At 72.4% G+C, this 24,013-nt stretch carries 23 protein-coding genes, 1 tRNA gene and 2 pseudogenes; 10 read left to right on the plus strand and 16 right to left on the minus strand.

Annotated elements, in window-relative coordinates; genetic code table 11:
- Positions 1–68: 68 nt before the first annotated feature.
- Positions 69–986 carry an ABC transporter ATP-binding protein gene (locus tag ACZ3II_RS12385; RefSeq protein WP_465517694.1) on the minus strand — a complete coding sequence of 306 codons (918 nt, stop codon included), beginning with the start codon at positions 984–986 and terminating at the stop codon, positions 69–71.
- Between the two features lie 92 nt (positions 987–1,078).
- On the opposite strand from ACZ3II_RS12385, the gene ACZ3II_RS12390 reads away from it, so the two are divergent.
- Positions 1,079–2,146, plus strand: coding sequence for a sensor histidine kinase (locus tag ACZ3II_RS12390; protein ID WP_465517695.1), 1,068 nt, complete (start codon positions 1,079–1,081; stop codon positions 2,144–2,146).
- Positions 2,143–2,814: a response regulator gene (locus ACZ3II_RS12395; RefSeq protein ID WP_465517696.1), complete on the plus strand. Its 672-nt coding sequence runs from the start codon at positions 2,143–2,145 to the stop codon at positions 2,812–2,814. Before ACZ3II_RS12390 ends, ACZ3II_RS12395 begins: the two co-directional genes overlap by 4 nt.
- A 194-nt stretch (positions 2,815–3,008) precedes the next feature.
- Here the strand turns inward: ACZ3II_RS12395 and ACZ3II_RS12400 are convergent, their stop codons facing one another.
- The 3 genes from ACZ3II_RS12400 to ACZ3II_RS12410 all read right to left on the minus strand — a co-directional run bounded on the left by ACZ3II_RS12400 (position 3,009) and on the right by ACZ3II_RS12410 (position 4,955).
- Positions 3,009–3,467, minus strand: a complete 459-nt coding sequence (locus ACZ3II_RS12400) for a helix-turn-helix transcriptional regulator (RefSeq protein WP_465517697.1) — start codon at positions 3,465–3,467, stop codon at positions 3,009–3,011.
- A gap of 79 nt (positions 3,468–3,546) precedes the next feature.
- Positions 3,547–4,101, minus strand: a complete 555-nt coding sequence (locus tag ACZ3II_RS12405; protein WP_465517698.1) for a hypothetical protein — start codon at positions 4,099–4,101, stop codon at positions 3,547–3,549.
- Positions 4,102–4,352: 251 nt separating this feature from the next.
- Positions 4,353–4,955: a dihydrofolate reductase family protein gene (locus ACZ3II_RS12410; protein ID WP_465517699.1), complete on the minus strand. Its 603-nt coding sequence runs from the start codon at positions 4,953–4,955 to the stop codon at positions 4,353–4,355.
- Positions 4,956–5,145: 190 nt separating this feature from the next.
- On the opposite strand from ACZ3II_RS12410, the gene ACZ3II_RS12415 reads away from it, so the two are divergent.
- The 6 genes and pseudogenes from ACZ3II_RS12415 to ACZ3II_RS12440 all read left to right on the plus strand — a co-directional run bounded on the left by ACZ3II_RS12415 (position 5,146) and on the right by ACZ3II_RS12440 (position 8,918).
- A complete protein-coding gene (locus ACZ3II_RS12415) occupies positions 5,146–5,331 on the plus strand; it encodes a hypothetical protein (RefSeq protein ID WP_465517700.1) in 186 nt (61 codons plus the stop codon).
- 28 nt (positions 5,332–5,359) lie between these two features.
- Positions 5,360–6,223: a Vgb family protein gene (locus ACZ3II_RS12420; protein ID WP_465517701.1), complete on the plus strand. Its 864-nt coding sequence runs from the start codon at positions 5,360–5,362 to the stop codon at positions 6,221–6,223.
- Positions 6,224–6,267: 44 nt separating this feature from the next.
- A pseudogene (locus tag ACZ3II_RS12425) lies at positions 6,268–6,588 on the plus strand (serine hydrolase domain-containing protein); the annotation flags it as partial.
- Positions 6,589–6,678: 90 nt separating this feature from the next.
- Positions 6,679–6,859, plus strand: a pseudogene (locus tag ACZ3II_RS12430) (MerR family DNA-binding transcriptional regulator); the annotation flags it as partial.
- A gap of 307 nt (positions 6,860–7,166) precedes the next feature.
- Positions 7,167–8,300 carry an SMI1/KNR4 family protein gene (locus tag ACZ3II_RS12435; RefSeq protein ID WP_465517702.1) on the plus strand — a complete coding sequence of 378 codons (1,134 nt, stop codon included), beginning with the start codon at positions 7,167–7,169 and terminating at the stop codon, positions 8,298–8,300.
- A gap of 108 nt (positions 8,301–8,408) precedes the next feature.
- Positions 8,409–8,918: a DUF309 domain-containing protein gene (locus tag ACZ3II_RS12440; RefSeq protein WP_465517703.1), complete on the plus strand. Its 510-nt coding sequence runs from the start codon at positions 8,409–8,411 to the stop codon at positions 8,916–8,918.
- Here ACZ3II_RS12440 and ACZ3II_RS12445 read toward each other — a convergent pair.
- The 4 genes from ACZ3II_RS12445 to ACZ3II_RS12460 all read right to left on the minus strand — a co-directional run bounded on the left by ACZ3II_RS12445 (position 8,903) and on the right by ACZ3II_RS12460 (position 12,837).
- The gene (locus ACZ3II_RS12445) at positions 8,903–9,862 is read right to left on the minus strand and encodes an NAD-dependent epimerase/dehydratase family protein (protein ID WP_465517704.1); all 960 of its coding nucleotides are present in this window, start codon (positions 9,860–9,862) and stop codon (positions 8,903–8,905) included. The genes ACZ3II_RS12440 and ACZ3II_RS12445 overlap by 16 nt on opposite strands.
- 167 nt (positions 9,863–10,029) lie before the next feature.
- Positions 10,030–11,532: a cellulase family glycosylhydrolase gene (locus ACZ3II_RS12450; protein ID WP_465517705.1), complete on the minus strand. Its 1,503-nt coding sequence runs from the start codon at positions 11,530–11,532 to the stop codon at positions 10,030–10,032.
- Positions 11,533–11,661: 129 nt separating this feature from the next.
- Positions 11,662–12,489: a patatin-like phospholipase family protein gene (locus ACZ3II_RS12455; protein WP_465517706.1), complete on the minus strand. Its 828-nt coding sequence runs from the start codon at positions 12,487–12,489 to the stop codon at positions 11,662–11,664.
- Between the two features lie 42 nt (positions 12,490–12,531).
- Positions 12,532–12,837 carry a hypothetical protein gene (locus ACZ3II_RS12460; protein ID WP_465517707.1) on the minus strand — a complete coding sequence of 102 codons (306 nt, stop codon included), beginning with the start codon at positions 12,835–12,837 and terminating at the stop codon, positions 12,532–12,534.
- Between the two features lie 171 nt (positions 12,838–13,008).
- Between ACZ3II_RS12460 and ACZ3II_RS12465 the strand changes: the two genes are divergently transcribed.
- Positions 13,009–13,083 (plus strand) — tRNA-Glu (locus ACZ3II_RS12465).
- A 48-nt stretch (positions 13,084–13,131) separates the two neighbouring features.
- On the plus strand, positions 13,132–14,637 hold the full coding sequence (locus ACZ3II_RS12470) for a hypothetical protein (RefSeq protein ID WP_465517708.1): 1,506 nt from the start codon (positions 13,132–13,134) through the stop codon (positions 14,635–14,637).
- 52 nt (positions 14,638–14,689) lie between these two features.
- Here the strand turns inward: ACZ3II_RS12470 and ACZ3II_RS12475 are convergent, their stop codons facing one another.
- The 8 genes from ACZ3II_RS12475 to ACZ3II_RS12510 all read right to left on the minus strand — a co-directional run bounded on the left by ACZ3II_RS12475 (position 14,690) and on the right by ACZ3II_RS12510 (position 23,991).
- Positions 14,690–15,169, minus strand: a complete 480-nt coding sequence (locus ACZ3II_RS12475; protein ID WP_465517709.1) for an SRPBCC family protein — start codon at positions 15,167–15,169, stop codon at positions 14,690–14,692.
- Positions 15,166–15,513: a metalloregulator ArsR/SmtB family transcription factor gene (locus ACZ3II_RS12480; RefSeq protein WP_465517710.1), complete on the minus strand. Its 348-nt coding sequence runs from the start codon at positions 15,511–15,513 to the stop codon at positions 15,166–15,168. The genes ACZ3II_RS12475 and ACZ3II_RS12480 overlap by 4 nt, the downstream gene beginning before the upstream one ends.
- 15 nt (positions 15,514–15,528) lie before the next feature.
- The gene (locus ACZ3II_RS12485; protein ID WP_465517711.1) at positions 15,529–16,815 is read right to left on the minus strand and encodes an alpha/beta fold hydrolase; all 1,287 of its coding nucleotides are present in this window, start codon (positions 16,813–16,815) and stop codon (positions 15,529–15,531) included.
- Between the two features lie 271 nt (positions 16,816–17,086).
- A complete protein-coding gene (locus tag ACZ3II_RS12490; RefSeq protein WP_465517712.1) occupies positions 17,087–17,320 on the minus strand; it encodes a hypothetical protein in 234 nt (77 codons plus the stop codon).
- A 22-nt stretch (positions 17,321–17,342) separates the two neighbouring features.
- Positions 17,343–18,266 carry an AEC family transporter gene (locus ACZ3II_RS12495; RefSeq protein WP_465517713.1) on the minus strand — a complete coding sequence of 308 codons (924 nt, stop codon included), beginning with the start codon at positions 18,264–18,266 and terminating at the stop codon, positions 17,343–17,345.
- A gap of 18 nt (positions 18,267–18,284) precedes the next feature.
- Complete coding sequence (locus ACZ3II_RS12500; protein WP_465517714.1) at positions 18,285–19,595, minus strand: FUSC family protein; 1,311 nt, start codon at positions 19,593–19,595, stop codon at positions 18,285–18,287.
- A 903-nt stretch (positions 19,596–20,498) separates the two neighbouring features.
- Positions 20,499–21,794: a hypothetical protein gene (locus tag ACZ3II_RS12505; RefSeq protein WP_465517715.1), complete on the minus strand. Its 1,296-nt coding sequence runs from the start codon at positions 21,792–21,794 to the stop codon at positions 20,499–20,501.
- 157 nt (positions 21,795–21,951) lie between these two features.
- Positions 21,952–23,991, minus strand: a complete 2,040-nt coding sequence (locus tag ACZ3II_RS12510) for a sensor histidine kinase (protein WP_465517716.1) — start codon at positions 23,989–23,991, stop codon at positions 21,952–21,954.
- Between the last annotated feature and the right edge of the window lie 22 nt (positions 23,992–24,013).

The raw sequence follows: 24,013 nt of genomic DNA on the forward strand, positions 1-24,013 counted from the left end.
ATGTGGTGGCTCGGCGAGGTTGGTCAGGTACGGCGCCGGCCGGTGCCGGGGGTGATCGGTGAGGGCGGTCATGAGGTGGCCGTGAAGGTGGCGTGGTCGCGGGTCATCTGCATGTACACGTCTTCCAGGGACGAGCGGTGCTGCGCCAGGCCGGTGACCGGGACGCCTGCGGCGGCCAGCAGTGATGCGACGTGCTCGGTCTCCAGGCCGGTGACGGTCAGGGTGTCCGGGCCGGTTATCGCGGCGGTGCCGCCGGCGTCGGCGAGGGCCCGCGCCGCCTCCGCCCGGCGGGTGGTGCGGACCTCGACACCGCCGCCGGCGGCACGGTCCAGCAGCTCGCGCACGCCCACGTCGGCCAGCAGCCGGCCCCGGCCCAGAATGAGCAGATGGTCGGCGGTGTCCTCCAGCTCGCCCATCAGATGACTGGACACCAGGACGGTCCGCCCCTCGGCGGCCAGGGAACGCAGCAGGCCGCGGATCCACCGGATGCCCTCGGGGTCCAGGCCGTTCACCGGCTCGTCCAGGATCAGCACCGGCGGGTCGCCGAGCAGCGCCCCGGCGATTCCCAGCCGCTGCCGCATGCCCAGCGAGAACCCGCCGGCCCGTTTCCGGGCGACCGGGGCCAGGCCGACCTGATCGAGGACAGCGGTGACCCGGGAGCGGGGGATGCCGTTGTAGCGGGCCATCCACAGCAGATGGTCGGCAGCGCGCCGGCCCGGATGAACGGCCTCCGGATCGAGGAGCGCCCCCACCACCCGGGCCGGGTCGCGCAACGCCCGATAGGGCCGCCCGCCGATCAGGGCGGCGCCGCCGTCCGGCCGGTCCAGGCCCAGGATCATCCGCATCGTGGTCGACTTGCCGGCTCCGTTCGGGCCCACGAAACCGGTGACCGAGCCTGGTCGCACGGTGAAGCTGAGCCGGTCCACCACGGGCGCCGGCCCGTACCTCTTGGTCAGCTCGCGGGCCTCGATCGTCAGAGAGGGCATGCCGCCGAACCTATGTCCCCACCACACTCCGGGTCGTCCCCTCCGCGGGCGATCTTCCCGTCCCCCTCCAGGGGGACGTCCATAATGGCCGCGTGAACCTGTCGGGAAGGGTCGCGGCGGCCACGGCGCTGGGGATCCTGGCGGTGGCCGAGACGGTGGACTCCGCAGCCGGGCTGCCGGCGGACGTGGTGCTGGCGCTCTGCGCGACCGTGCCGGTCGCCTTCGCGGGGGTACGGTTTATCCCCGTCACCGCAGTGGTCAGCGGCAGCGTGCTGGTGACCCTGCTGATCGGGGAGCGGCCCGCCGTCACGGCGCTGGCGGTGCTGGGCTCGCTGTTGTTCCTGCTCGGGCAGCGCACGACGGACCGGGTGGCGGTGCTGTTCGCGGCGCCGTTCGTGGCGTACGCGACGGCCGGCCGGCAGCACGGAGTGCTCCTCCTCGGTGCGGTCGTCGTGCTGTTGGTGGCCGGGGGAGTGCGGAGGTCGTACACCGCAAGGGTTGTGAAAGCCGCCGCGACCGGCGCCCAGCAGGATCTCGCGCACGCCCACGCGGCCCGGGAGGAACGCGCCCGGATCGCCCGTGAGCTGCACGACGTCGTCGCGCACCACATCTCGCTGATCTCCGTGCAGGCGGAGACGGCGCGGCTGACCGTGCCCGGCATGCCGGCGGACGGCGCGGACCGGCTGCTCGCCATCGGCGACACCGCGCGGCAGGCCCTCACCGAGATGCGGCGGGTCCTCGGTGTGCTGCGCGAGGACATCGCCGTCGAACATCGTCCGCAACCGGGTCTCGCCGAGCTGATCACCCTCACCGACCGGGCGCGGACGGCGGGGGGACCGGGGGTACGCCTGATCGTGCACGGCGCCGCGCGGCAGCTCGATCCGGGACTGGAGCTGACCGCGTACCGGATCGTGCAGGAAGCCCTCACCAACGCCCGGCGGCACGCGCCCGGAGGCACTGTGGACATCGAGGTAGGTTTCCAGCCGGACGCGTTACGGCTGCACATCTGGAACACCGGGGGAGACGGCGGCGACGGCCCGCCGCGGGAAGGGTTCGGCTTGCTGGGCATGCGGGAACGGGCGGCGCTCGCCGGAGGCACCCTGCGGACCGGGCACAGTGTGCTCGGCGGGTTCGTGGTCGAGGCGGTCCTGCCGCTGTGAGCCCGCCGGTGCGGATCGTCATCGCGGACGATCAGGATGTGGTGCGGGCCGGGTTCGCGGCGCTGCTGGACACCCAGCCCGACTTCACCGTGGTCGGGTCGGCGGCGGACGGGCGCGGCGCCGTGCGGATGCAGCGCGAGCAGCAGCCGGATCTGATCATCATGGACGTCCGGATGCCCGAGATGAGCGGCATCGAAGCCACCCGGGAGATCCTCGCGGGAGCGGAGTCCGGACGGCCCCGGATCATCATGCTGACAACCTTCGATCTTGATGAGTACGTGTACGCGGCCCTCGACGCCGGAGCCAGCGGGTTCCTGCTCAAGGACATGCCGGCGGAACGGCTCTTCGAGGCGGTCCGGGTCGTCGCCGCCGGGGAGGCGCTGCTCGCGCCCACGGTGACCCGCCGGCTCATCGCCGAGGTGACCCGGCAGCGGCCCCGGGGTGGCCGCCCGCCGGCCGGGCTGAACCTGCTCACCGGCCGGGAGACGGAGATCCTGTTGCTGGTCGCGGAAGGGCTCTCCAACGCCGAGATCGCGGCCCGGCTGACGGTGGGCGCCGAGACGATCAAGACGCATGTCAGCCGGGTGCTGGCCAAACTCGGCGTCCGCGACCGGGTGCAGGCGGTCATCCTCGCCTACGAATCCGGCCTGGTCATCCCACGCCGCTGATCGGAGCCATGGAGGACGGCGACGACGATGCCGGGCCTGGTGCGGATCGGCCGGCGACCCGCCCGGAGCGGGGCAGCACCAGCAGCGGCTCCTGCGGGGCACGATGCCCCCGTTGCGCTGGTGCTGCCGCGGCTCCACCGGCCGGGCGGGAGCCGCCGTGCCCGTCACGGAGACCGGTGACCCACCGGATGCCGTCAGGACCCGGCGTCCGTCCCGGCCCTCTCACCGAGGTCAGGCCCGTCCTGCCCGTCGCTGCGTGACGAGGACCGCGATTCTTCTCCTGGTCGAGCCGGTCCGCTGATGCTGGATCCGGCCTGCGTGCCGATCATCGTCCCGGGATGTCCGCCGGCGTCCGGTGCCGTCTGCGGGCCGGTGCCGATGAGGGTGCCGGTGGGAGACGGTGGGACGGGGGATGGTGCGGGTGGCCGGTCGGCGCCGGTGTCCGGAGGGGATGGCCGGTCGGCGCGTTTGCCGCGGCGGGTGGCGATCCAGGTCTCCACCTGCTCGCCTAACCAGACCTTGCCCTGAGCGAGTTTGGCGACCGGGCGGGGGAAGTCGGCGCGCCGGGTGATCTGGTAAACCCGCTGCCGGCTGATGCGCCCGAGCATTTCGCTGATCTCATAGTTGCCCACCAGATATATCCTCGAAGCCATGCAGGCGACTATAGGCCACCGACTAGCTGATCGAGGACTAGGGCTGATGTGAGTTGTAGCTCCGTGACCTCCACGGTCCTCATCGGACATCGGTCGCATATCGGGTCGCGCAATCCGGGCACACCGAGACGTGTGGCCGGCTATCGATCAGGGCCCACAGGTCATCGGACGGCAGGATCATCGCGGCGTCGCGGGACAGGCACGGTGGGGCTTCGCCGCCTGTCCGGACCGCATGCGCGACCATCCGATTGCCCTCCGGTACGACGATCCGGAGGTTGCTGTAGCCGTCCTCCACCGGCCCGCCGTCCACGGTCTCGACGCGGGCGGGATGGACCACCTCGTACCAGGTCACCAGATCCGGCTGGACGATCGCCCGCGCCGCCGCCTCGACTTCCACTATGGAGACGTTGAGCCAGAGCTGGACGTCGCCGCGGGCGCCCAGGTCGTCCCCCGGCTCATACAGTTGAACCACGAACCAGGTCACCCCCGGCGCCGCCTCCCGGACGGCCACCGCCTCCGTCACACTCGTGCAACACCGCACCGGCAGGCGCCGTGGATCGATCCGCCGCAGCGCCTCGGCGACCGCCTCGCTGTGGTGCCCGTAAAGGACGATGCCCTGCTGTTCGTTGCGCACTCCCGCAGTCTCGGACATGCCCGGCACGGATCCAACCGGACGACCCGAGCCCGCCGAGATCTTGTGCGGCTGGCTGTCAGTGCCGGCTCGACCGCCCCGAGGCGGCACTCACGACCAGCCGGACAGCCTTCCCGGCCGGCAGCTGATTGAGGGCGCGGCGGTGCGGCGAGGGGCCGCGTCCGGTTGTGGGTGCGGCGGCAGGCGGCTACGTCTCGTTGAGGGTGCGGGAGTGCGGCAGCCGGCGGCAAGAGCTACATCTGGCCGGTGCCGGGGACGCCGGGCTCCAAGCCGTACCGCAGCAGCACCGCGCCCGCCGGGGTGGTGAGTGGCGGTTCGACGAGGGACAGATTGCTGGGTACGGCCCCGCCGTCGAAGACCTTCTTCCCGGTGCCGAGCAGGATCGGGTACACCCAGAGGTCGAGCCGGTCGAACAGGTGCTCGCGCAGCAGGGTCTGGACCAGGTCGAGACTGCCGATGACGTGGGTCTCGGCGTGCCGGTCGCGGACGGCGCGGATCTCGTCGGCCAGGTCCGTGCCGATGAGGGTGGTGCCGGCCCAGTCGATGCCGGGTTTGCCGCGGGAGGCGACGTACTTGGGGATCGCGTTGAAGCGGTCCGCGATGTCACCGCTCTGGTGCGGCCAGTACCCGGCGAAGATGTCGTAGGTGCGGCGCCCCAGGAGCAGGGCGTCGATGTTCGGCATGTTGCCGGTGATCTGGCCGCCGACGATCTCGTCGGACAGCGGGGCCTGCCATCCCCCGTACCGGAAACCGCCGTCAGGGTCCTCCTCGGGGCCGCCGGGTGCCTGCGCGACCAGGTCGAGCGTGGTGAACAGATCGATGTGGATCTTGCCCATGATGTCCTCCTCGGGACGGGTCCGATACGGGGTGGACCGCTCCCGCCAGTGGAACTCATCGGTCCGGCGCCGTGAATCCGGCCGTTCGGCTGACCTCGATCGACTCACTGCCGCTGGCAGGAAACCGTCGCAACGTGACACTATTTGCGACGAACCGGACTAAAAGCCGGAAAAGTACCGAGGAGGATCCTTGCGCAAGGCACGAGCAGTAGCCCGTCTGGTGATGCTGGCCGCCCTGGCCGGGGGCGCGCTGCTGCTTCCGCACGCGCCCGCCGACGCCGGAGACGGTGGGCGGCCCGCCGTGAGTCAGGCAGAGCCCGCAACGGCGAAGGCGGTGGCGGTGAACGGCGAGCGCGGCAGCACCGGCTCGTGGTAGGCGGGCGGAAGTGGCGTTGAGAGGCCGGGTGCGGAGTTTCACCGTTCCGGCGGGCGCCTACGCGGTCGTCACCGGACCCGATGACGCGCTGTGGTTCACGGTCGCCGGCGTCGGGCAGGTCGGGCGGCTCGTGCCCGGCGGCGAGCCGGAGCTGTTCGACGTGGGCCCGGGCTCGACCCCGACGGTTCTGACCATCGGACCCGACAAGGCGCTCTGGTGCAGCCTCAACCGGGCGGACGCGATCTGCCGGATCGCCACGTCCGGCGAGATCGCCGCCTTTCCGCTGCCCACGCCGGGAGCCGCGCCGTTCGGGATCGCGGCCGGGCCGGACGGGGCGCTGTGGTTCACCGAGGGCGGCGCCGGCCGGATCGGGCGGATCACCACCGGCGGCGAGATCACCGGCTTCCCGGTGCCCGGCGGGGGATACCCGGCGGCGATCACGTCAGGTGGCGACGGGGCGATGTGGTTCGCGCTGAACCAGGCGAACGCCATCGGCCGGATCACCATGTCCGGCGAGATCACCGTGTTCCCGGTGCCGACACCGGCCGCCGCCCCGGTGGGGGTGACGTCCGGGCCGGACGGCGCGGTGTGGTTCGTCGAGATCGGCGCCGGTCAGGCCGGGCGGGTCGGCGCGGACGGCACGGTCACCGAGTTCCCACTGCCGGACCGGGCCGGGCGGCCGCACGCGATCACGACCGGGCCGGACGGGCGGCTGTGGATCACCGAGTGGGCCGGCAACCGGATCAGCGCGTTGACCACGGACGGCACGGTCGAGGGGTACGCGTTGCCGTACCCCGGCGGCGAGCCGCACGGCATCACCACCGGGCCGGACGGGGCGATCTGGGCGGCCCTCGAACGCGGCGAGCTGATCCGGATCGACATCGGCGCTTGACCCTGCCCCTGGGGCAAGGTTCGACGATTCTCGTCATGAACGAGATGACACGGATCGCTGATCTCTGCCGGGACAGCGCAGTGCCCGGATACCTCGCCGGCGTCAGCCGGGCCGGCGAGCAGACGGTCGTCGCGCACGGGACCGCCGACCTGACCACCGGCGCCCCGATGCGCGACGACACCGGATTCCTGTCCGGATCCGTCACCAAGGTGATGACGGCGACCCTGGTGATGCGGCAGGTCGAGCGGGGCGTGCTGAGCCTGGACGACCGGGTGGTCGACCGGTTGCCCGGGTTCCGGCTGGCCACGCCCGGGGCGGCCGGGCGGATCCGGGTCCGTCACCTGCTCGACCACACCAACGGGATCGACGCCGACCTGTTCTTCCCGCGCACGTCCTACCTGGAGCGTCTCGGCCGGGAGTGCGGCAGCCTCTTCCCGGCCGGTGAAGACAGGCATCTGTTGACGATCGGGCGGCTGGCCGCCTACGCCGGTGTGACGATCAAGGCGGTCCGGGTCTTACCACCAGCGGGGACTGCTGCCCGAGCCGCCACGCGACGCCTCCGGCTATCGGCGGTACGGGGCCGGCCACGCCATCCAGCTCGTCAAGATCCGGACGCTGGTCGAGGCCGCCGACCCGGAGTTCTGTGCGCTCTACCGGGACTACGACGAGGCGTACGACTGGGCGCCCGGCGATCCACGGCTGGCCGGGCTGGCCGAGCGGACCCGCGATTGGTTCGCCCGGCAGGGGCCCGGCGCGGAGACACCGCCGCCCGGGGACGCCGCCGGGCTGCTCGAGCTGGCCTCCGCCGATGCGGCGTCCCCGGCCTGGAACCGGATCGCCGAACTGGTCCGCGCGCAGGTGACCCACGAGACAGCACCGATCGGCGACCGGGCATGACACGATGCGGGTGATCTTGCGAGCCTGAGTGGGCGGGTGGTCAGTGGTGGCAGAGCGATCCGTGCGGGAGTGGCGGCGTTACCTCGCCGAGTACAGCGACGAGGTGCTGCGCGCCGCGCCGGACAACGCCCTCGACGACGTCACCGAGGGCCAGCGGTCGGCGGGCTGGCTCGGCTTCGACGGCGCGACCCCGGAGCAGATCGCCGCGCTGGAACGGCGCCTCGGCATGACGTTGCCGCCCAGCTTCCGGGCGTTCCTGGAGGTGTCCGACGGCTGGGTCAACCTGGGCCCGTTCCTGTGGACCATGCGCACCACCGCGACCATCGGCTGGCTCCGCGACGCCGACCCGGATCTCTGCGCGGCCCTGGAGGACGAGATCCCGGGGCTCGGTGACCGGGCGCTGCTGATCTCCGGGGACGGGGACATGCAGTACTGGGTCCTCGACCCGCGGGACGCCGGCGCCGACGGGGAGTGGGCGGCCTACATCTGGGCCGACTGGTACCCCGGACTCGGCGACCGGCACCCGTCGTTCGCCGCGCTCGTCGACGCCGAGCGGGCCTCGTTCGCCGAGCTCAACGGCCGGGACGGCCGGCCGGTCGACCCCGCGGGCGCGAGCGAGCTGGTGGCCGCCGGGCGGGCGGCGGCGCTGCGCGGTGACGTCACCGCGGCCGCCGGGGCGTTCGCGGAGGCGACGGCGAAGGGGTCCGGCGCGGGCGCGTACCTCGCGGTGATCCTCGGCGCGTTCCTGCAGCCGGCGATGGTGCACCACGCGATCCGCAACGACGTGCTCGCCAAGGCGCACGTGCTGGACGCGATCGGTGTGGAGCAGGTCCGGGCCGAAGCCGTCCCGCTGTTCCTGCAGCGGTCGTCGATCCGGCCGTACCAGGACCTGTTCGTCGGCATCCTCACCCCCGGCGAGCTGGACCGCATCGACACGTTCATCCCGCCGCTGCTCACCGAGCCGCCCGCCTTCCTGGAGGCGCTCGAGGAGGCCCGCCGGCTGATCCGCGCCGACCGGCCGGACGCGGCGTGGGACGTGCTGCTCGCCGCGATCCCCGGCTGGCACTCCGGTTCCCCGCACCGCATCGCCCCGGTCGTCCTGCTCACCGACCGTGAGCTGCGCCGCCTGATCACCCCGGACCGCGCCCGCCAGATCGTCACCACACCGCGCGGTGTGTAGTTCGGCCGCTATGCGCGCCCCGACTGCACACCTCCCGGCTGGCGTGTGTAGTTCGGCCGCTATGCGCGCCCGAACTACACACGCTGGGTTCGCGGCTACGGTGGGATCGTGGAGGACGATCGAGGAACGTCAGGTGTGGTCCGTGACCGGGACGCCGTCGGCCGGGCCAAGAACGCGCGCCCGCGTGACGGCCTGGGCCGGCCGCTGCCCCGCGGCATGACCGGGATCCCGACCACCCCGGAGGACCTGGTGCTGCCGCCGGCCGAGGCGCTGCGGGAGGCGGGCCGGCTGCTCGGAGAGGGGCGGCCGTTCCACGCCCACGAGGTCCTCGAGGGCGCCTGGAAGGCGTCCGGCGACGACGAGCGGGAGCTGTGGCGCGGTCTCGCGCAGCTGGCGGTCGGCATCACGCACGCCCGGCGCGGCAACGCCACCGGCGCGGTCCGGCTGCTCACCCGGGCCGCCGACCGGATCGAGCCGTTCGGCCCGGACGCCCCGCACGGGATCGCCGTGCCGGAGCTGGTGGCCTGGGCCCGCCGCACGGTCGCGCAGCTCGAAGCGGGCGCCCCGGTCCCCGACGCCGCGATGGCGCCTCCGCTGGTGGTTCAGACCAGGCCCTGATCGCGCAGCCAGCGGCCGGTGCGGGCCATGCCCTCGACCAGATCGACCCGGGGTTCGTAACCGAGCACGCGGCGGGCCTTGGCGATCGAGTACGTGCCGGTGCGCGTGAAGTACCGCATCGAGATCGCGTTGAACTCGGTCGGGCCGCCGGTCAGCCGGATCGCCCGGCCCGCCGCCTCGGCCACCGCCACCGCAGCCGCCGTCGGGGCCACCAGCGGCCCGCGTTTGCCCAGCATCCGGTAGTAGTGACCGAAGAACTCCCGGCACGGCACGCCCACCCCGCCGGTCAGCGTGAAGACCTGCCCGGCGCCCGCCGGCGACACGGCCTGCTCCAGACCGGCGACGAGATCGTCGACGTAGACCGGGCTGAACACGCCGCGGCCCATGGCCGGCAGCAGGAACTGATTCTTCTTGATCAACTGCACCGGGAGTACGGTCCACGGCCGCGACCCCGGCCCGTAGACGTCACCGGGCCGCACCACGGTCACCGCGATCTCACCGGCCGCGTGCGCCTGCAGCACCACCTGCTCGCCGGCGATCTTCGTGTCGACGTACGGGTTGCCGTCCGGCCGGACCGGGTGCTCCTCGGTCACCCCGTCCGGGAAACCCAGGTCGGAGAAGGCGCGGATCGACGACAGGTGCAGGAACCGGGTGGCGCCCGCCCGTACCGCCGCGTCCAGCACCGAGCGGGTCCCGGCGACGTTGACCCGCCACTGCCCGGCCCGGCCGACCGCGTTCGACACCACGGCCGCGGTGTGCACGACCAGGTCGGCGCCGGCCATCGCCTGCTGCCACAGCCCGTCCGCGGTGATGTCCCCGGCGACGATCCCGTCCGGGGAGTCCGGGCGCAGATCCACCCCGCCGACGGTGTGCCCCGCCGCGCGCAGCCGGGCGGTCAGCGCCCGCGCGATGAACCCGCCCGCTCCGGTGATGAAGACCTTCACATCCAAGAACATAATTGGGTACGGCCAAGCCCGCTGCCCAGCGTGTGTCGTTGGGGCGCGATAGCCGGCCGAACTCCACACGCTGGCCCGGGTGCGGCGGGGCGCACTGCCCGGCGTGTGTAGTTGGGGCGCGATAGCGGGCCCAACTCCGCACGCTGGGGTTGGGGTTACGAGATGGCCACGTCGTCGAACCAGACGGTGCCCTTGTTGTCGCCGGACTTCAGGTGCAACTGGACACCCGCGGCGCCGGCCGGGGCGGTGGCGGTCACCACCAGCTTCGTCCAGCCCGTGGTGCCGGCCGGCAGCCGGTTCGAGCTGTGCTGCCCGATCCACTTTCCGTCGGCGCCGAACCAGCTCAGCGTGATCTCCGTGGTCCCGGTCGCCGACGTGCCGCGGGCGAACGCCTCGGCCCGCCACTGGTGACCGGCCTGCACCGGCGTGACCGGGGCGGTGATCAGCGACGGCAGCCCGGCGGCGGTCCGGCCGGTCGCGCTGAACCGGGCCGCGTACTTCCCGGTCCGGGCCGTCCCGGTGACGATCGTGGCCGCGCCGGCCTGGGTCAGGTTGGCCCGCCACGGCGAGTTCCCGGCGCCCGTCTCGAAGCTCAGGTCGAGCACGCTGTTCGGGGTGGCGCCGCTGGTCCACGCGTCCCGGACCACGCCGGCCGCCGCCTTCGGAGTGCCGTCGGCGCGGTGCAGCCCGAACCTGTACTGGGCGGGCTTCTGCGACACCGACGAGTTCTTCGGGATCGCGCCGTTCGCGAAATCGGTGAGCGTCCACGGCGACACCGAGCCGACCTGGGCCTCGCGGGCCGCCCGGAACACCCGGGCCAGGAACGCGGCCTGCTCGCCTTCGCTGTCCTCGGCGGTGCTCAGACCGGTCTCGCCGATCACGATCGGGGTCGGCGCGACAGCGGCCTGCGCCTTGCGGATCTCGGTGAGGGCCCGTTCCGACGCGCCGTAGAAGTGGAAGTCGTAGTAGTCCAGCGGCGTCCCGGCGAGCGCCTTCTTGATCTTCGCCATGCCGGGGGCGCCGGTCGCGCCGTCCACCGACAGGGTCAGCGGCATCGCCGGGGCGGCCGCCCGGACGGCCGGGATCAGCTTGCGGACCCACGCGACGGCGGCGGTGTCGTCGGGCTGGAACTCGTTCTTCAGCTCGACGGCGATCACCCGCTTGTCGGTGGCGTACGGGGCGATGACCGATTTCGCCCAGGAGATGCTGCGGTCGGTCTCGGCGTAGCCGTCCCACCAGTCGAACAGCGTCAGCTTGACGGTCAGGCCGTGCTTGGCGGCGAGTTCGACGAACTTCTGCAGGCGGTCCGCGTACGCCCGCTGGGGTTGGGGGTAACCGAGAGCCTGCGGGAAGAGGATGACCCGCACGTTGTCCGCACCCAGCGCGGCCGCCTTCTTCAGGTCGGCATCGACGCGGGTGGCGTCGAACCCGGTCCACATCGCCGACCAGGCGGCGTTCGACGGGTAGTAGTTGATGCTCTTCGCGGCGCGCACCGCCGCCAGCCGGCCTGCGAGCGTCGGGGCGGTGCTCGCCGAGGCCTTCGCGGCCGCCGGCGCCTTCGTGGCCGTGCCGGCGGCGTGCGCGGGCGACCACGGGAAAGCCGTGGCCAGCAGGAGCGCGGAGACCAGAACGGACGCTCGGGAGCGGGCGCTGCGCATCGCGGGGGAGGCCTTTCTCGCCGGGTTGCATTTCGGGAACGCCTCTCTTTCGGCGTCCTGCCCGGCTGACGGCAGCGCTTCGCTGAGTGCGACCGGGTTGCGGTTCGTTTCCCGGCCGGTGCGCGGATCCTAGAGCCACACCGCCCGTACCGCATCGGCGAGCGTCTCGGCCTGCCGCAGGCCCGCGCGGACCGACTCGGGCCGGCGCGCGGGGTCCATGAAGTTCCCGCCGAACGCCTCGACCGCCGCCCGGTCCGGCTCGATCAGCAGCGACTTCGGCGCCCCGGTCTCGGCCATCTCCGCGACGATCCGGTCCCGGCTCAGGATCGCCAGTGGCGCGATCACCACCAGCCGGTCCGCGCCGGCCGCCAGGTCCGCGCCCGCGCCGAACCGCACGCCGCCGTCCATGTAGCGGCGGTCCCCGATGGACACCGGCGGCATCAGCCCCGGCACCGCGCAACTGGCCGCGACCGCCTGCAGCAGCGGCACCCCGGAGTCCGCGCCGAGCAGCACGTCCCGGCCGTCCGCGGTGTCCACGACCAGCACCCGCAGCGCCTCCGACGGCCAGTCCTGAACCGGCAGCAGCGACCGCATCCGCGCCAGATAGCGGCTCTCGTCCGCAGTGGACGCGGCCAGTGCCATCGCCCCGACCTGGGCGCGCGCCTGCTGCGCCGGCACCGACGGATCAGCCAGCACCGCCATCGCCGACAGCCAGTCGCCGTTGCGGGAGCGGGGCGCGGACGGCTCGGGGGCCACCTCGTGCTCCTGCAGCGCCACCGCCTGCTCCAGGTCCACCCCGGCGGTGACCAGGGTGCCGACCACCGAACCGGCCGAGGTGCCGATCACCACGTCGGCGTCACCGAGCGGAACGCCGGCCCGCTGCAGCCCGCAGAGCAACCCGAGATGCCAGGCGATGCCGGTCACGCCACCGCCGCCGAGAACCAGAGCCTTCTTCACGATCCGGAACGGTAGCCATCGCGTACCACTTCGCGGAAGACCCTAGGAGGTGGCCATCCGGATCAGGGCGTTGCCGCCGAGCAGCAGCACGTCCGCGCCGGCGACCAGGGCCATGCTGCGGTTGAGCAGGCGGGCGGCCAGCTCCGGGTCCGAGCCGGTGGCCAGGCCGCGGATGGCGTAGAAGATCGCCGCCAGGACCAGCGGGATGCCGCCGATCAGCAGGAGACCGACCTGGCCCGGGGTCTTCCCGCCGATCACCAGCAGCGTCACCATCACCGTCGGCACGATGCCGAAGAACACCACGGCGAGTACGGCGTACCAGCGCAGCGGCCCGATCGAGTCAGCCATTGTCCACCTTTCAACCCGCCTTCAACCTGCTGGATCTTAGCCGTGCCCACCGGGTTAATCGTTTGCCGGTCGCCGGTGGCGCTCCTAGGTTCTGTCTCGTGGATCACGCGGATCCGCCTTGCCGGGCTGTGACAGCATCGAGGCAGGTCCATCAGGCGATACGCCCCACCAGGCGCGGTGGACGAATTGGTAGAGTCGCCCGGCTTTCACCCGGGACATGTGCGGGTTCGAGTCCCGTCCGCGCTGCCCGCCCGACCGATGGACTTCCCTGTGCAGTCCCTGAATACTCCGGAGATGCATGTGAATACGGGGGACAGCTCCGCTGACCGGCCCGCGGAAGTCGTCGTCGAGCTGACCGCGGCCGAGGCCGCGAGCGGTGCGCCGAAGACGATCGCGGCCCCACCCGACGGCACGCCCGTCACGATCTACTTCCCGCCGGGCGCCCGTGACGGCCTGGTGGTGAACGTCGACGTGCCAGTGGTCGACCGGGCCACCGGCACCACCTCCACCCGGCCCGTCGCCGTGGCCATCCGGGTGCTTCCCGGCGGTCCCGTTCCGGGCGCTCCGGTCTCCGGCCTCCCCGTCTCCGGCCTCCCGGTCTCGGGCGGCCCGGTTCCCGGCGCCCATCCGCAGTTCGGGCCGCCCGCGCCGCCCGGGTTCCAGCAGCCCCCCGGATACCCCCAGCAGCCGGGATATCCGCCGCCCGGCTACGGCCAGCAGCCCGGATACCCCCAGCAGCCCGGCAACCTCCCGCCCGGCTTCCCGCCGCCGCCCGGGTTCGGGGCACCGGCCCAGCGCCGCCCCGGCAACAACCGCGGCAAGATCCTCGCGGGCGTCCTGGGCGTCGTCGTCCTCGGTGGTCTCTGCTTCGTGCCCAGCCTGCTCAAGGACAGCAAGGCCGAGACCACCGGCGGCTCCAGCACGACCACCAGCACCACGGACTCCGGCACGACCACCACGCCGCCGACCGAGCAGGCCGCCGCGCCCACCTCGGCGCCGCTCGACCCGGCCGCCTTCCAGGCCGCGCTGACCGCCTCCGACGGCAAACTGTCCGCCGCGGTGAAGACGCTGTACCAGGCCACCTCGCCCAAGACCGTGGCCGGCGCCGCCGACGCCCTGGCCGGCACGGTCCGCAGCGAGGCCTCCACCCTGTCCGGCCTGACCGCGCCGGAGTCGGCGAGTTCCGCGCACCGGGCCCTGGTCGGCGCCCTGGAGAACCTGGACCGGGAGCTGTCCGCGGTGACCAGCGCCGCCGAGAGCCGTGAGGTCTGCACCGGTGGCGCCGCGACCGCGTCGCTGAGCCGGGCCGGCGCGGCCGCGGACCTGCGCAGCGCCATCACGTCGCTGGCCGCCGCCGACCCGTCCGCGAAGTACAAGTTCGGTGGCTGGCTGCAGTCGGTGACCAAGGACCAGAACCGCCGCAAGCCGAACGCGACCTACCTGTCCCGCAGCACCGGCGGCAGCGGTCAGCTCAAGGTGGACAACGGCAACTCGACCGACACCGTGGTCAACCTGGTCAAGCCGGGCACCAGGAAGCCGACGGTCTCCGTCTACATCCACGGCCGGCAGAAGGTCACGACCAGCCGGATCAAGGACGGGACGTACCAGATCTTCATCGCCTCCGGCGCCGACTGGGACGGCAAGCGATTCACCCGGAACTGCGGGTTCAGCAAGTTCGACGACAGTTTCAAGTTCACCACCACCTCCCGGCAGTACACGATCTGGGAGATCAGCCTGAAGGAGACGCTGGGCGGCAACGCCTCCTCGTCCGACGTGGACCCGGACGCGTTCCCGAGCTGACGTCACCGCGGGGACGGGAACGCGCCGGTCGCGATCCCGTCCCCGGCCACGGTCAGCGCTGCGAGTCGAAGTGCTCCCGCATGGCCGGGAAGTAGTCGGCGAAGTCGGGAGCGGGCCGGCCCTCCCGGGCGGCGACCAGCGCGTCCAGGTAGAACTCCCAGCCGGGGCCGACCTCGCCCACGTTCTCCGTGCCGGTCAGGTGCTGGGTGAAACGGAGCTCGGTGACGCCGCCGGTCTCGGTCAGGGTCAGGTCGAGATGCCAGGCGCCGTAATCATCGACGGCGGACAGGGCCAGCCGGCGCGGCGCCTCACAGGCGTCGATCGTCATGTCCATCCAGGGCTGCCCCTCCTCCAGGGACATCTGCACCTTGATCTTCTGCCCGGCGCCAGGCTCGCCCTGCCAGGGGCCGAACCAGCGAGCGGTGCGGTCCGGCTCGGTCAGGCTCGCCCAGACGTCGTCGATGGGTGCGGGGAACGTCCGGGTCAGGACGAGGTCGTCGCCGACCAGGCGGCCGGTGGGTGTGGGACTCATGCCGTTTCCTCCATGTCTGCGGTGCGGCGCTCACGGCGGGTGCGGTGGACCTCGGTCGCCAGGGCGTCGAAACGGTGCTCCCAGCCGGACGGCCGGGTCAGCCGGCCGAGCCAGCCGGTCAGCTCCCGCAGCGGGCCGGTGTCCAGCGTGTAGACGCGCCGGCGGCCGTCGGCGGTGTTGTGGACCAGGCCCGCGTCGCGCAGCACCCGCAGGTGCCGGCTGACGGCGGGGCGGCTGATCGCGAACCGGCCGGCGATCTGGCCGGCGGTCAGCGGCTCGTCGCGCAGCATCAGCAGGATCTCCCGCCGCACCGGATCGGCGATCGCGCCGGCCACCTCGTCCACACCCGGAAGCGTAACCTATCGGTTACGGGTTCGGGGCTCGCCGAGGCCGCCGGTCAACCGTGCGGGCGCGTACCGCAGAAAGCGTCCTTGATCGCCGAGCGCAGCGGAGGCGGTGTTGAGCGCCTCCGGGGACACCCCGTCCCACCGTCCGGTGTCGATCCGGCGCTCCAGCGCGTGCAGGGCGGCGATCGACTCACCCGGCCGGAACGCGCAGTGCCCGGCGGCGTCCACGTAGGCCTGCCGCAGCAGCCCGCCGCTGCCCGCCCGGTGGACCAGCTTGCCGTACCAGTTCTCCTGCTCGACCGGCACGAGCTGGTCGACGGTGGTGTGGATGTTCAGCTCCGGGACGCCCAGACGCCCGGTCGGCATCGACGTGCGGGCCAGCGTGACGACCGCGCCGGGATCGGCGGTGATGTCCGCGTCCCGGGTCAGTTTTCGCAGGTCGGCGTCGAGGTCCAGGCCGGCGGCGCGGTAGAGCGCGCGGACCTCCGCGGCACGCGGGCTGCTGCGCAACAGGACGCCGAAGTCGACACCCCGGGTGGCGGAGCTGTTGCCGCCGGCGGCCAGTTCGACCTGGTAGCGCGCCGGCATGACGAACGGCAGCGGGGGAGCGGTCCCGGGGTCGTTGAGCAGGGCCGAGCCGAGCGCGACCCGGGCCCGCCCGGCGGGTGTCGCCCCGGCCGCGGCGACCACGGCGGACAGCGCCGACGCGGCGGTCGACGCCTCAGCCGCGCCGGCGTACCGGACCAGCTTGATGTCCTGATCCGGGGCGAGCAGGTGGGCCAGCGCGTACTCACCGAAGAGCTGGTAGTCGTTGAGGTTCAGCGCGCCCGCGACCAGGCCGCAGGTGGTCAGCGCGCCGTCGATCAGGCCGCGCGGGCGCTGCGCCTCGAGGGCGCTGACCAGGCCGCCCATCGAGGTTCCCCAGGCGATCGTGCGGCGCGGCTCCCCGGTGATCCGCTCGACGGTGCGCAGTGTCGCGAACTGGTCGTCGACGGCGGTGGCCAGCGCCCACCAGGACGGCCCGGAGTACGAGGAGCCGGCCAGCGCGTAACCCTGGCCGAGCAGCGCGGCCTTGGTCTCCGGGTCCGGCGCGTTCTGCGCGACGAGCGGCCCGAACCCGTGGCTGTAGAGGATCAGCGTGCCGTTCCAGGGTTCGGGGACGTCGGCGATCCAGGTGGCGCCACTGCCGAGAGTGCCCGAGTAGCTGCCGGCGACGGCGTGAGCGGCGGTGGCGGGTGCGGTCAGCGCCACGGCGGCGCATGTCACCAGGGCGGCTACGAACGTTGAGATCCTGCGCATGGACGCCACCGTGACATGCATGGACGTCGATGTACAGGTTTCCTGTCTTTCTTGTCGTCAACTGCGGCGGGCGCCCGGTCGGCTGCCGGCACCGGTGGGCGCGGCTGCCCGGTCCGCGCGGTCTGCTGGGGCCGGGCTGTGGGCGGGGTGCTCCGGGCGACGGCGGGCGCGGACGGGGGCGCGGCCCGGTCCGACGGGACGGCGATCAGCGCCGCCGCCGCGACCCCGGCCAGGGCGGCGAGAAGCGGGATGATCCGTTTCGGTCTGACGCTCAGCCGTTCCAGGGCGGCCCGCACCTCGGCCGGGCCCGCCGGGCGGTCCGCGGGATACTTCGCTCCGCGCATCGACCGCGCTGCCGACGACCTGCTCCGGCGCCATGTACGAGCCGGTCCGCCAGGCTGCGGCCCGCGATCAGCTCCATCACCAGGTACGACCCGTCCCGGCCGGCGCCCACGTCGTAGATCGCCACGATGTTCGGATGGGGCAGGGCGGCCACCGCGCGCACCGGCGGACCCGCTGATGGGTGACTACGTCAGAAGGAGCGCCGCGCCGATCATGGCGAGCGCGGACAGCGGCGTGGACAGCGCCACCACGTCCCGGGCCAGACCCTCCGAGGCGCGGTGACGCAGCGCGAACACGAACACGTTCTGCGCCGCCGGCAGGGCCGCCGTCACCACCGCCACGAAGACCTGATCCGGGGCGAGAGCGAGAACGAAACGCCCGATCAGGTACGCCACCACGGGCTGGACGACGACCTTGAAGGTGACCGCGAGATACCGGTCGGGCGCGTCCGGCCCGGTCCGCAGCGGCCGCGCGCCGGGCAGCGACATCCCGAAAGCGAGCAGCGCGGCCGGCACCGCGGCCGCGCCGGCCAGCTGAAACGGCTCCAGCAGCAGCGCCGGCGGGCTCCACCCGGACGCGGCGACCGCGATCCCGGCCACCGAACCGATCATGATGGGGTTGCGGGCCGGCAGCAGCGCCAGCCGGCCCGCGGAAGGACGGCCCTCACCGCCGGCCAGATCCAGCACGGCCAGCGCGAACGGGGCCGCGAGCAGGACCTGGAAGAGCAGCACCGGTACGACCAGCGACACGTCCCCGAGAACGTACGCCGCGATCGCCAGCCCCATGTTGCCCGCGTTGACGTAGGACGCCCCCAGCGCGCCGATCGTCACCGTCCGAACGTCCCGCTTCCACACCAGCCGGGCCACCAGCGCGTACAGCAGCGCCACCACGATCGTCGACGCCACGAACGCCGCCGACGCGCCGGTGACGATCCGGTCCAGGCTGGTCCGGCTCAGCGTGGTGAACAGCAGCGCCGGCGTGGCCACGAAGAACACCAGGTTCGCCAGCACCTGCGGGGCGTGCTCGCCGAGGATCCGGAACCGGGCCAGCACATAGCCGAGGGCCGCGAGCGCCCAGATCGTGGTGAATCCGCTGAGCACGCCCGCCATGCGGTCGATCTTGCCGGACTACTTCGGGTTACGGGTGAACGCCCGGCGCCGCAATGTCCCGTGCGAGTTGACCACCTTCCGTTCCCACATCATCCGCACCGCGGGCAGCACCTCCGACACCGCCGGGATACCGGGCGCCGGCTCCCGCAGGCCGACGTCGAGGGCCGGCGCCGACCGCTCCAGCGACCCCGCCATCCGGTCGATGTCGGTGATGATCGAACCGGTCAGCACCAGCACCCCGGTGTCGTCCACCTCGGTACGGACCTTCCGCAGCGTCCGCTGCCGCTCCTCCCGCAGGTTGTCCAGCAACTCGTGCAGGTGCCCGATGTCCTGCAGCAGATCGGTGCGCGGGTCCGCCACCAACTGCGCGTGCACGGCGAACGCCTCCGCGGCGGCGGTGAGCAACTGCCCGATCTGCGCCGGCACATCCGGCGACCCCGGCGTGGCGACCGCGTCGAACATCGACCGGGCCACCGAATTGACCTGGTGCACGCCGTGCTCCAGCGCCCGGGCGGTCTGCTCCAGCCCCACCACCTCCGACGCCGACGTGGTCAGCGACCAGCGGGCGTGCTTGGTCAGCTCGTCCACCGCCTCGGCCGTCTCGGTCAGATCCTCGTCCAGCTCCCGGGACCGGGCCAGCCACCCGGCGGCCTGCTCACGCGTGTACCCCTCGCAGACCCCGTCACCCAGCCGCCGCAGCAACTGGGCGATCTCCGACGACAACTCGGCCAGCTTCCACCGGGCCCGCTCCAACGGCGTCATGCCACTGACCAGCGGCGACAGGATCATCCCGACGACGATCCCGAGAACGGTCGCGACCACCCGCTGCGACACGAACGCCTCGGTGACCGCCGTACCCCCGACCAGAATGCCCAGCGACGTCAACGGCACCGACGCCGAACTGTCCCCCAGCCGGATCAGCCGTCCCGCCGCGAGCCCACCCGCGGCGATCAGCCCGATCGTCCACGGCGTCGTACCGAACGCCCCCCACAGCAGCACCGCGAACCCGATCCCGGCCAGCATCCCCACCAGCCGCTGCACGCCCTCCCGCACCGAGGCGTGCGAACTCATCTGAATCGACAGCGTCGCCGAGATCGCCGCCGTGACCGGCCCGACCAGCTGCAACGTCTCCGCCGCCGCCCACGCGATCCCGGCCGCCACCCCGGTCACCAGGACCGCCCGGGCGGTGTCCGGCTCGACCCGCTGATGGAACGCCCTCGCCACCCGCCGCAACCTCGCCGGCAGGTGCGGCCGTACCCGGTGGAGCGCCGCCCGGCAGGCCAGCTCCACGGTCGGTTTCACCTTGCGGCGCAGCACGGCGGCAATCACCGCGCACAGCGCGAGTCCAAGAGCAACAGCAACAAGCGGCTGGGACAACGGAGCAGGCTTCCTCTTCGCATCGGATCCCTATGCCGCAAAAGCTATTGCCCCCAACCACCCGATAAGCCGAAATACCGGAAATGTGACGCCCATCGCCCCTCTTCCCCGGCTGGTTGTCAGGGCTGTCTCGAGCACCCGAAGACAGCCCTGACAACCAGCCGGGGTTTCCGGATGACCCGCGAGCCGTCGCTCAGGCACGCTTCCGGCTGCCGTTGGCCGGTGCGTGCGACGGCTGATCCCGTGGGCCGTCGTCGGGACGCGTTTCCGGCTTGGGGTAGCCGGTGTGGGTGACGGCTGATCGTGGGGGCTGGGTCGTGGGCCGTCGTTCAGGCCGGCTATCGGCTTGGGGTAGCCGGTATGGGCGACGGCTCATCACCGTCCTGGACCGCTGGCCGTCGTCCAGGCACGTCTGCGGCTCGGCGTAGCGGGTCTGAGTGCGGCTGATCGTGTGGGCCGTCGGGGGCGTTGCGGGCTGGGGGTAGCCGGTGTGGCTGACGGCTGGCCGCCGGGGTGGATCGTGGGCCGTCGTCCAAACGCGTTTTCTGGTTGCGGTAGCCGGTCTTGGCGGCGGCTGATCATCGGGCTGGGCCGAGAGCCGTCGTGGGGACGGGCTTTGGCTTGCGGTGGCGGGTCGGGGGACGGTCGATCGGCAGGGTGGATTCGGGGGCCGTCGTTGGGGCACGCTAACGGCGTGCGGTGGCCGGGCTGGGCGACGGCTGGCCGTGGGGCGGGAACGTGAGCCGTCGTTGGGGCAGGCTAACGGCGTGCGGTGGCCGGGGTGGGCGACGGCTGACTGGTCGGGATAGGGCTGCGCCCGCGCTGATGGACGGCGCGGGCGCAGGTGGCAGCGGGTCAGGTGGTGGTGCGGCGGCGGGCGCGGGTGAGCCACATCAGGAGGGTGCCGGTCAGGATTGCGCCCAGGCCGCTCGCGGCCACGATCAGCAAGGGGAAGCTGTCGGCTGGGCCGGTGGTCGGCAGGTGGGAGTCCGTGTCGGCGGCGGTGGCGGTTCCGGAGTCGGCGGTTCCGGAGGCGGTGGTGCCGTTGGTCTGCCTGGTGCCGAGGTTCTTGGCTTTTCCGATGGCGCCGATGGTCTTGGCGGATCCCTTTGTGCCGGTGTTCTTAGTGGTAGCGGTGGGAGCCTTCGTGCCGGTGCCGGAAGTGGGGGTGTTGGCGGTGGTGCTGTCTGCGGGTTCCTCGATCACCTCGACGGTGGTTTCGGCCTTGGTGCCGGAGATGTGGCCGGTTGCCTGGAGGGTTGCGGTTCCCGCGTGGGTCAGCGGCACCTGGACGCTGAATCCGCCGTCGCTGTCCGCCTTCGCCGTGATCGTGGCGGCGGGCTGGGGTGCGGCGGTCGAGTAACGGACATCAACCGAGATCGCCTCGCCGGGTTGCATGCCACGGCCGGAGAAGGTGATGGTTCCGCCGGGTTCGACGGTTCCGTCCGAGACGTCCGCTGACGGCTTCTCGTTGGACTGGGTAGCTGCCGTCGGCGCCTCGTTCGAGGGAGCATCGAGCTGACCCGCTCCTGACGTCGTCGCTCCGGGCTGCGTCGCCTGCCCTGACGGCGTTTCGCCGGATGTCGTCGGACTTGACGGAGTTTCCTCGGAGGGCGTCGAGTCAGACGAGGCTGTCTCAGACGAGGCTGTCTCAGACGAGGCTGTCTCATCGGATGCGGCGTCGTCGGATTGTGGCTCGTCGGAAGCAGGATTGTCGGACTGCGGCTCGTCGGAAGCAGCGTCGTCAAACTGCGTCTCGTCCGAAGCGGCGTCGTCGGAAGAGCCGGCGTCGTCGAGGGAGTCGGTGTCGTCGGAAGAGCCGGCGTTGTCGAGGGAGTCGGTGTCGTCGGAAGAGCCGGCGTCGTCGAGGGAGTCGGTGTCCTCGGAAGCGGCGGCGTCGTCCGACGAGCCGGTGTCATCCGATGAGGAGGTGTCCTCCGAGGACGCGTCGTCGGACGAGAGGGAGTCGGAGGAGGAGGCCTCGTCCGCGGAGGCGTCGTCGGACGAGAGGGAGCCGGAGGAAGAGGGGTCGGAGGAGGAGGGTGTGGGTGGCTCCGGCGACGGGGCCCCGCCCCGCGGAGACGCCGAGGACGGTGACAGCGCGGGATAGGCGAACGCCGCCGCGGGCGCCAGCCCGATCGTGGCCGACATGATCAGCGCGCTCAGGATCCGATGACGAGGCAAGGGGGTCTCCCCGGATGTTGGTGAGGAGAACATGTGACTGACACAGGCCTCCCGAACTGTGAATAAAACCCACGATATCGGCGAAAGCCCTTCAAACCGCTGAAACCAACTTTTCGTACGAGGCCTACATGTGCCGCGGCAGGCGCACCACGATCCGGGTGCCCGGGTGATGGTCCGGGTCGAGGGCGATCGTCCCGCCGTGGGCCGCCACCAGGCCGCGCGCCAGTGGCAGCCCCAGACCGTGGCCGGGGATCGCGGTGTGGCGGGCGTTGCCGCCGCGGTGGAAGCGGGCGAACAGCCGTTCCCGGTCGTCGTCGGGGATGCCGATGCCGGTGTCGGTGACGACGAGTTCGGCCACGTCCGGGTCGCTGTCGTCGGCGGTGATCCGGATGTCGCCGCCGCCGGGACTGTATTTGACGGCGTTGGACAGCAACTGGTCGACGATCTGGCGGAGCCGTTCCGGGTCGGCGGTCAGTGGCAGCGCGGCCGGCAACCGGGTGTGCAGGCGCAGGCCGGCCGGGGGTGCGGCGGCGGCGACGGCGGCGGTGACGACGGCGGTGAGGTCGGTACGGCACTGCCGGAGCCGGAAGTGCCCGGTCTCCAGCGCCGACAGTTCCAGCAGGTCGTCGATGATGCGCTGGAGGTGCCCGACGTTGCGGTGGATCGCGCCGATCATCTGTTGCCGGTCCGGGTCGTCGATCTCCTCGGCGAGCAGCGTGGTGTAACTGATGATCGAGGTGAGCGGGGTCCGCAGCTCGTGGCCGACGAGGGTGAGGAAGTCGTCGCGGGTACGGTCGAGCTGCATCGTCAGTTCGCGGCTGTGCTGCCGGGTCAGGAACTGTCCGAGCTGCCCGGCGAATCCGTCGACCAGGCCGGTGAGCAGGAACTCGTCGTACTCGCTGGTGGCGCTGAGCAGGGCGAGCACCCCGAGGACCCGGTCGCCGTCGCAGACCGGCACGGTCAGGCAGGCGCGCAGGCCTCGTTCGGCGGCGGCGTGCGCGAACGCGTACGCCGCGGGGGTTTCGGTGAATCGTGGCGCGGTGAGGTCGGGGATCCACAGCGGTTGCGCGGTCGCCCACACCAGGCCGGGTCCGGCGTCGCCGGGCGGGATGCGTTCCGGCACGAGATCGTCGACCTCGACGCCGGGGGCGCTCCAGTAGGCGGCGGTGCGCAGCACGTCGGCGACCTCGTCGACCAGGAACAGCGCCACGTGCGGCCAGTCGAGGGCCTGCCCGAGCGCGGCCAGCAGCTCGGGCGCGGCCTCCTCCAGGCTGTCGGTCTCGGCGAGCAGCCGGGCGACCCGCAGTTCGCACTCGTGGAACCGTTCGCGGCGGTGCCGTTCGGTGACGTCGCTGACGGTGGCGACCGCGCCGAGCAGTTCGCCGTCGAGACCGCGGATCGGTTCGCCGTTGGTGAGCGTGTAGCGGTCGGGGACGCCGGGCACGCACAGCACCGCCTCGGCGTCGCGGATGGTGTCGCCGCCCAGCGCCCGCACCACCGCCATCTCCTCGACGTCGACGGGCCGGCCGTCCGGGTGATGCAGCAACCGGTGGGCCGCTGCCATCGCCCGGGCCGGGGTCATGTCGTCGCCGAGGCCGCAGAACCGGCGCAGGGTCCGGTTGAACAATATCGGCCGCCGCTCGGCGTCGACGGCGACGACACCGACCTGGAGGCTGTCCAGCAGCGCGGCGATGAAACCGCGCTGGGCGTCGGCGCGCACGTCGGTCGCGGGTTCCGGCGGGCCGGCGGCGAGGGCCGGGCCGAACGCGGCGGCGATCTCGGCGAGCCGGGTCAGGTCGGGTTCCGGCCAGGCGCGCGGGGTGGTGTCGAGGACGGTGATCGCGCCGAGCGGCTGCCGGCGTTCGTCGCGCAGCGGCACCCCGGCGAGGGAGCAGAGCCCGAACTCGGTGACGGGATGGCCGGTCAGGTCGGGGATGACGAGGGCGTCGCCGATCACGCCGGGGCCGGTCCAGCGGGCGCCGGGCTTCGGGTGCGGTAGTCCGAACGTACCCAGGAATCGTCCGTCGCCCGCACTGACCACCGCGACCGGCGCGCCCAGCAGATGTGCCGCCATCCTGGCGATGGCGTCCCAGGAGACCGAGACCATTCTTGCGGGGTACGGGGCGGGCCGCGTCACCACATGTGCCACCTCGGAGGCCGTCACGCCCATCACCCCGCCTGTTCCT

This window comes from Actinoplanes sp. NPDC019969 (genome assembly GCF_055562375.1).

Excerpts from the sequence above, each read along its gene's own strand:
- ACZ3II_RS12505 (WP_465517715.1), bottom strand. The coding sequence starts at position 21,794 with ATGTCGGCCACGATCGGGCTGGCGCCCGCGGCGGCGTTCGCCTATCCC.
- ACZ3II_RS12495 (WP_465517713.1), bottom strand. The coding sequence starts at position 18,266 with ATGGCGGGCGTGCTCAGCGGATTCACCACGATCTGGGCGCTCGCGGCC.
- ACZ3II_RS12485 (WP_465517711.1), bottom strand. The coding sequence starts at position 16,815 with ATGCGCAGGATCTCAACGTTCGTAGCCGCCCTGGTGACATGCGCCGCC.
- ACZ3II_RS12450 (WP_465517705.1), bottom strand. The coding sequence starts at position 11,532 with ATGCGCAGCGCCCGCTCCCGAGCGTCCGTTCTGGTCTCCGCGCTCCTG.
- ACZ3II_RS12475 (WP_465517709.1), bottom strand. The coding sequence starts at position 15,169 with ATGAGTCCCACACCCACCGGCCGCCTGGTCGGCGACGACCTCGTCCTG.
- ACZ3II_RS12410 (WP_465517699.1), bottom strand. The coding sequence starts at position 4,955 with ATGGGCAAGATCCACATCGATCTGTTCACCACGCTCGACCTGGTCGCG.
- ACZ3II_RS12460 (WP_465517707.1), bottom strand. The coding sequence starts at position 12,837 with ATGGCTGACTCGATCGGGCCGCTGCGCTGGTACGCCGTACTCGCCGTG.
- ACZ3II_RS12470 (WP_465517708.1), top strand. The coding sequence starts at position 13,132 with ATGCATGTGAATACGGGGGACAGCTCCGCTGACCGGCCCGCGGAAGTC.
- ACZ3II_RS12400 (WP_465517697.1), bottom strand. The coding sequence starts at position 3,467 with ATGGCTTCGAGGATATATCTGGTGGGCAACTATGAGATCAGCGAAATG.
- ACZ3II_RS12385 (WP_465517694.1), bottom strand. The coding sequence starts at position 986 with ATGCCCTCTCTGACGATCGAGGCCCGCGAGCTGACCAAGAGGTACGGG.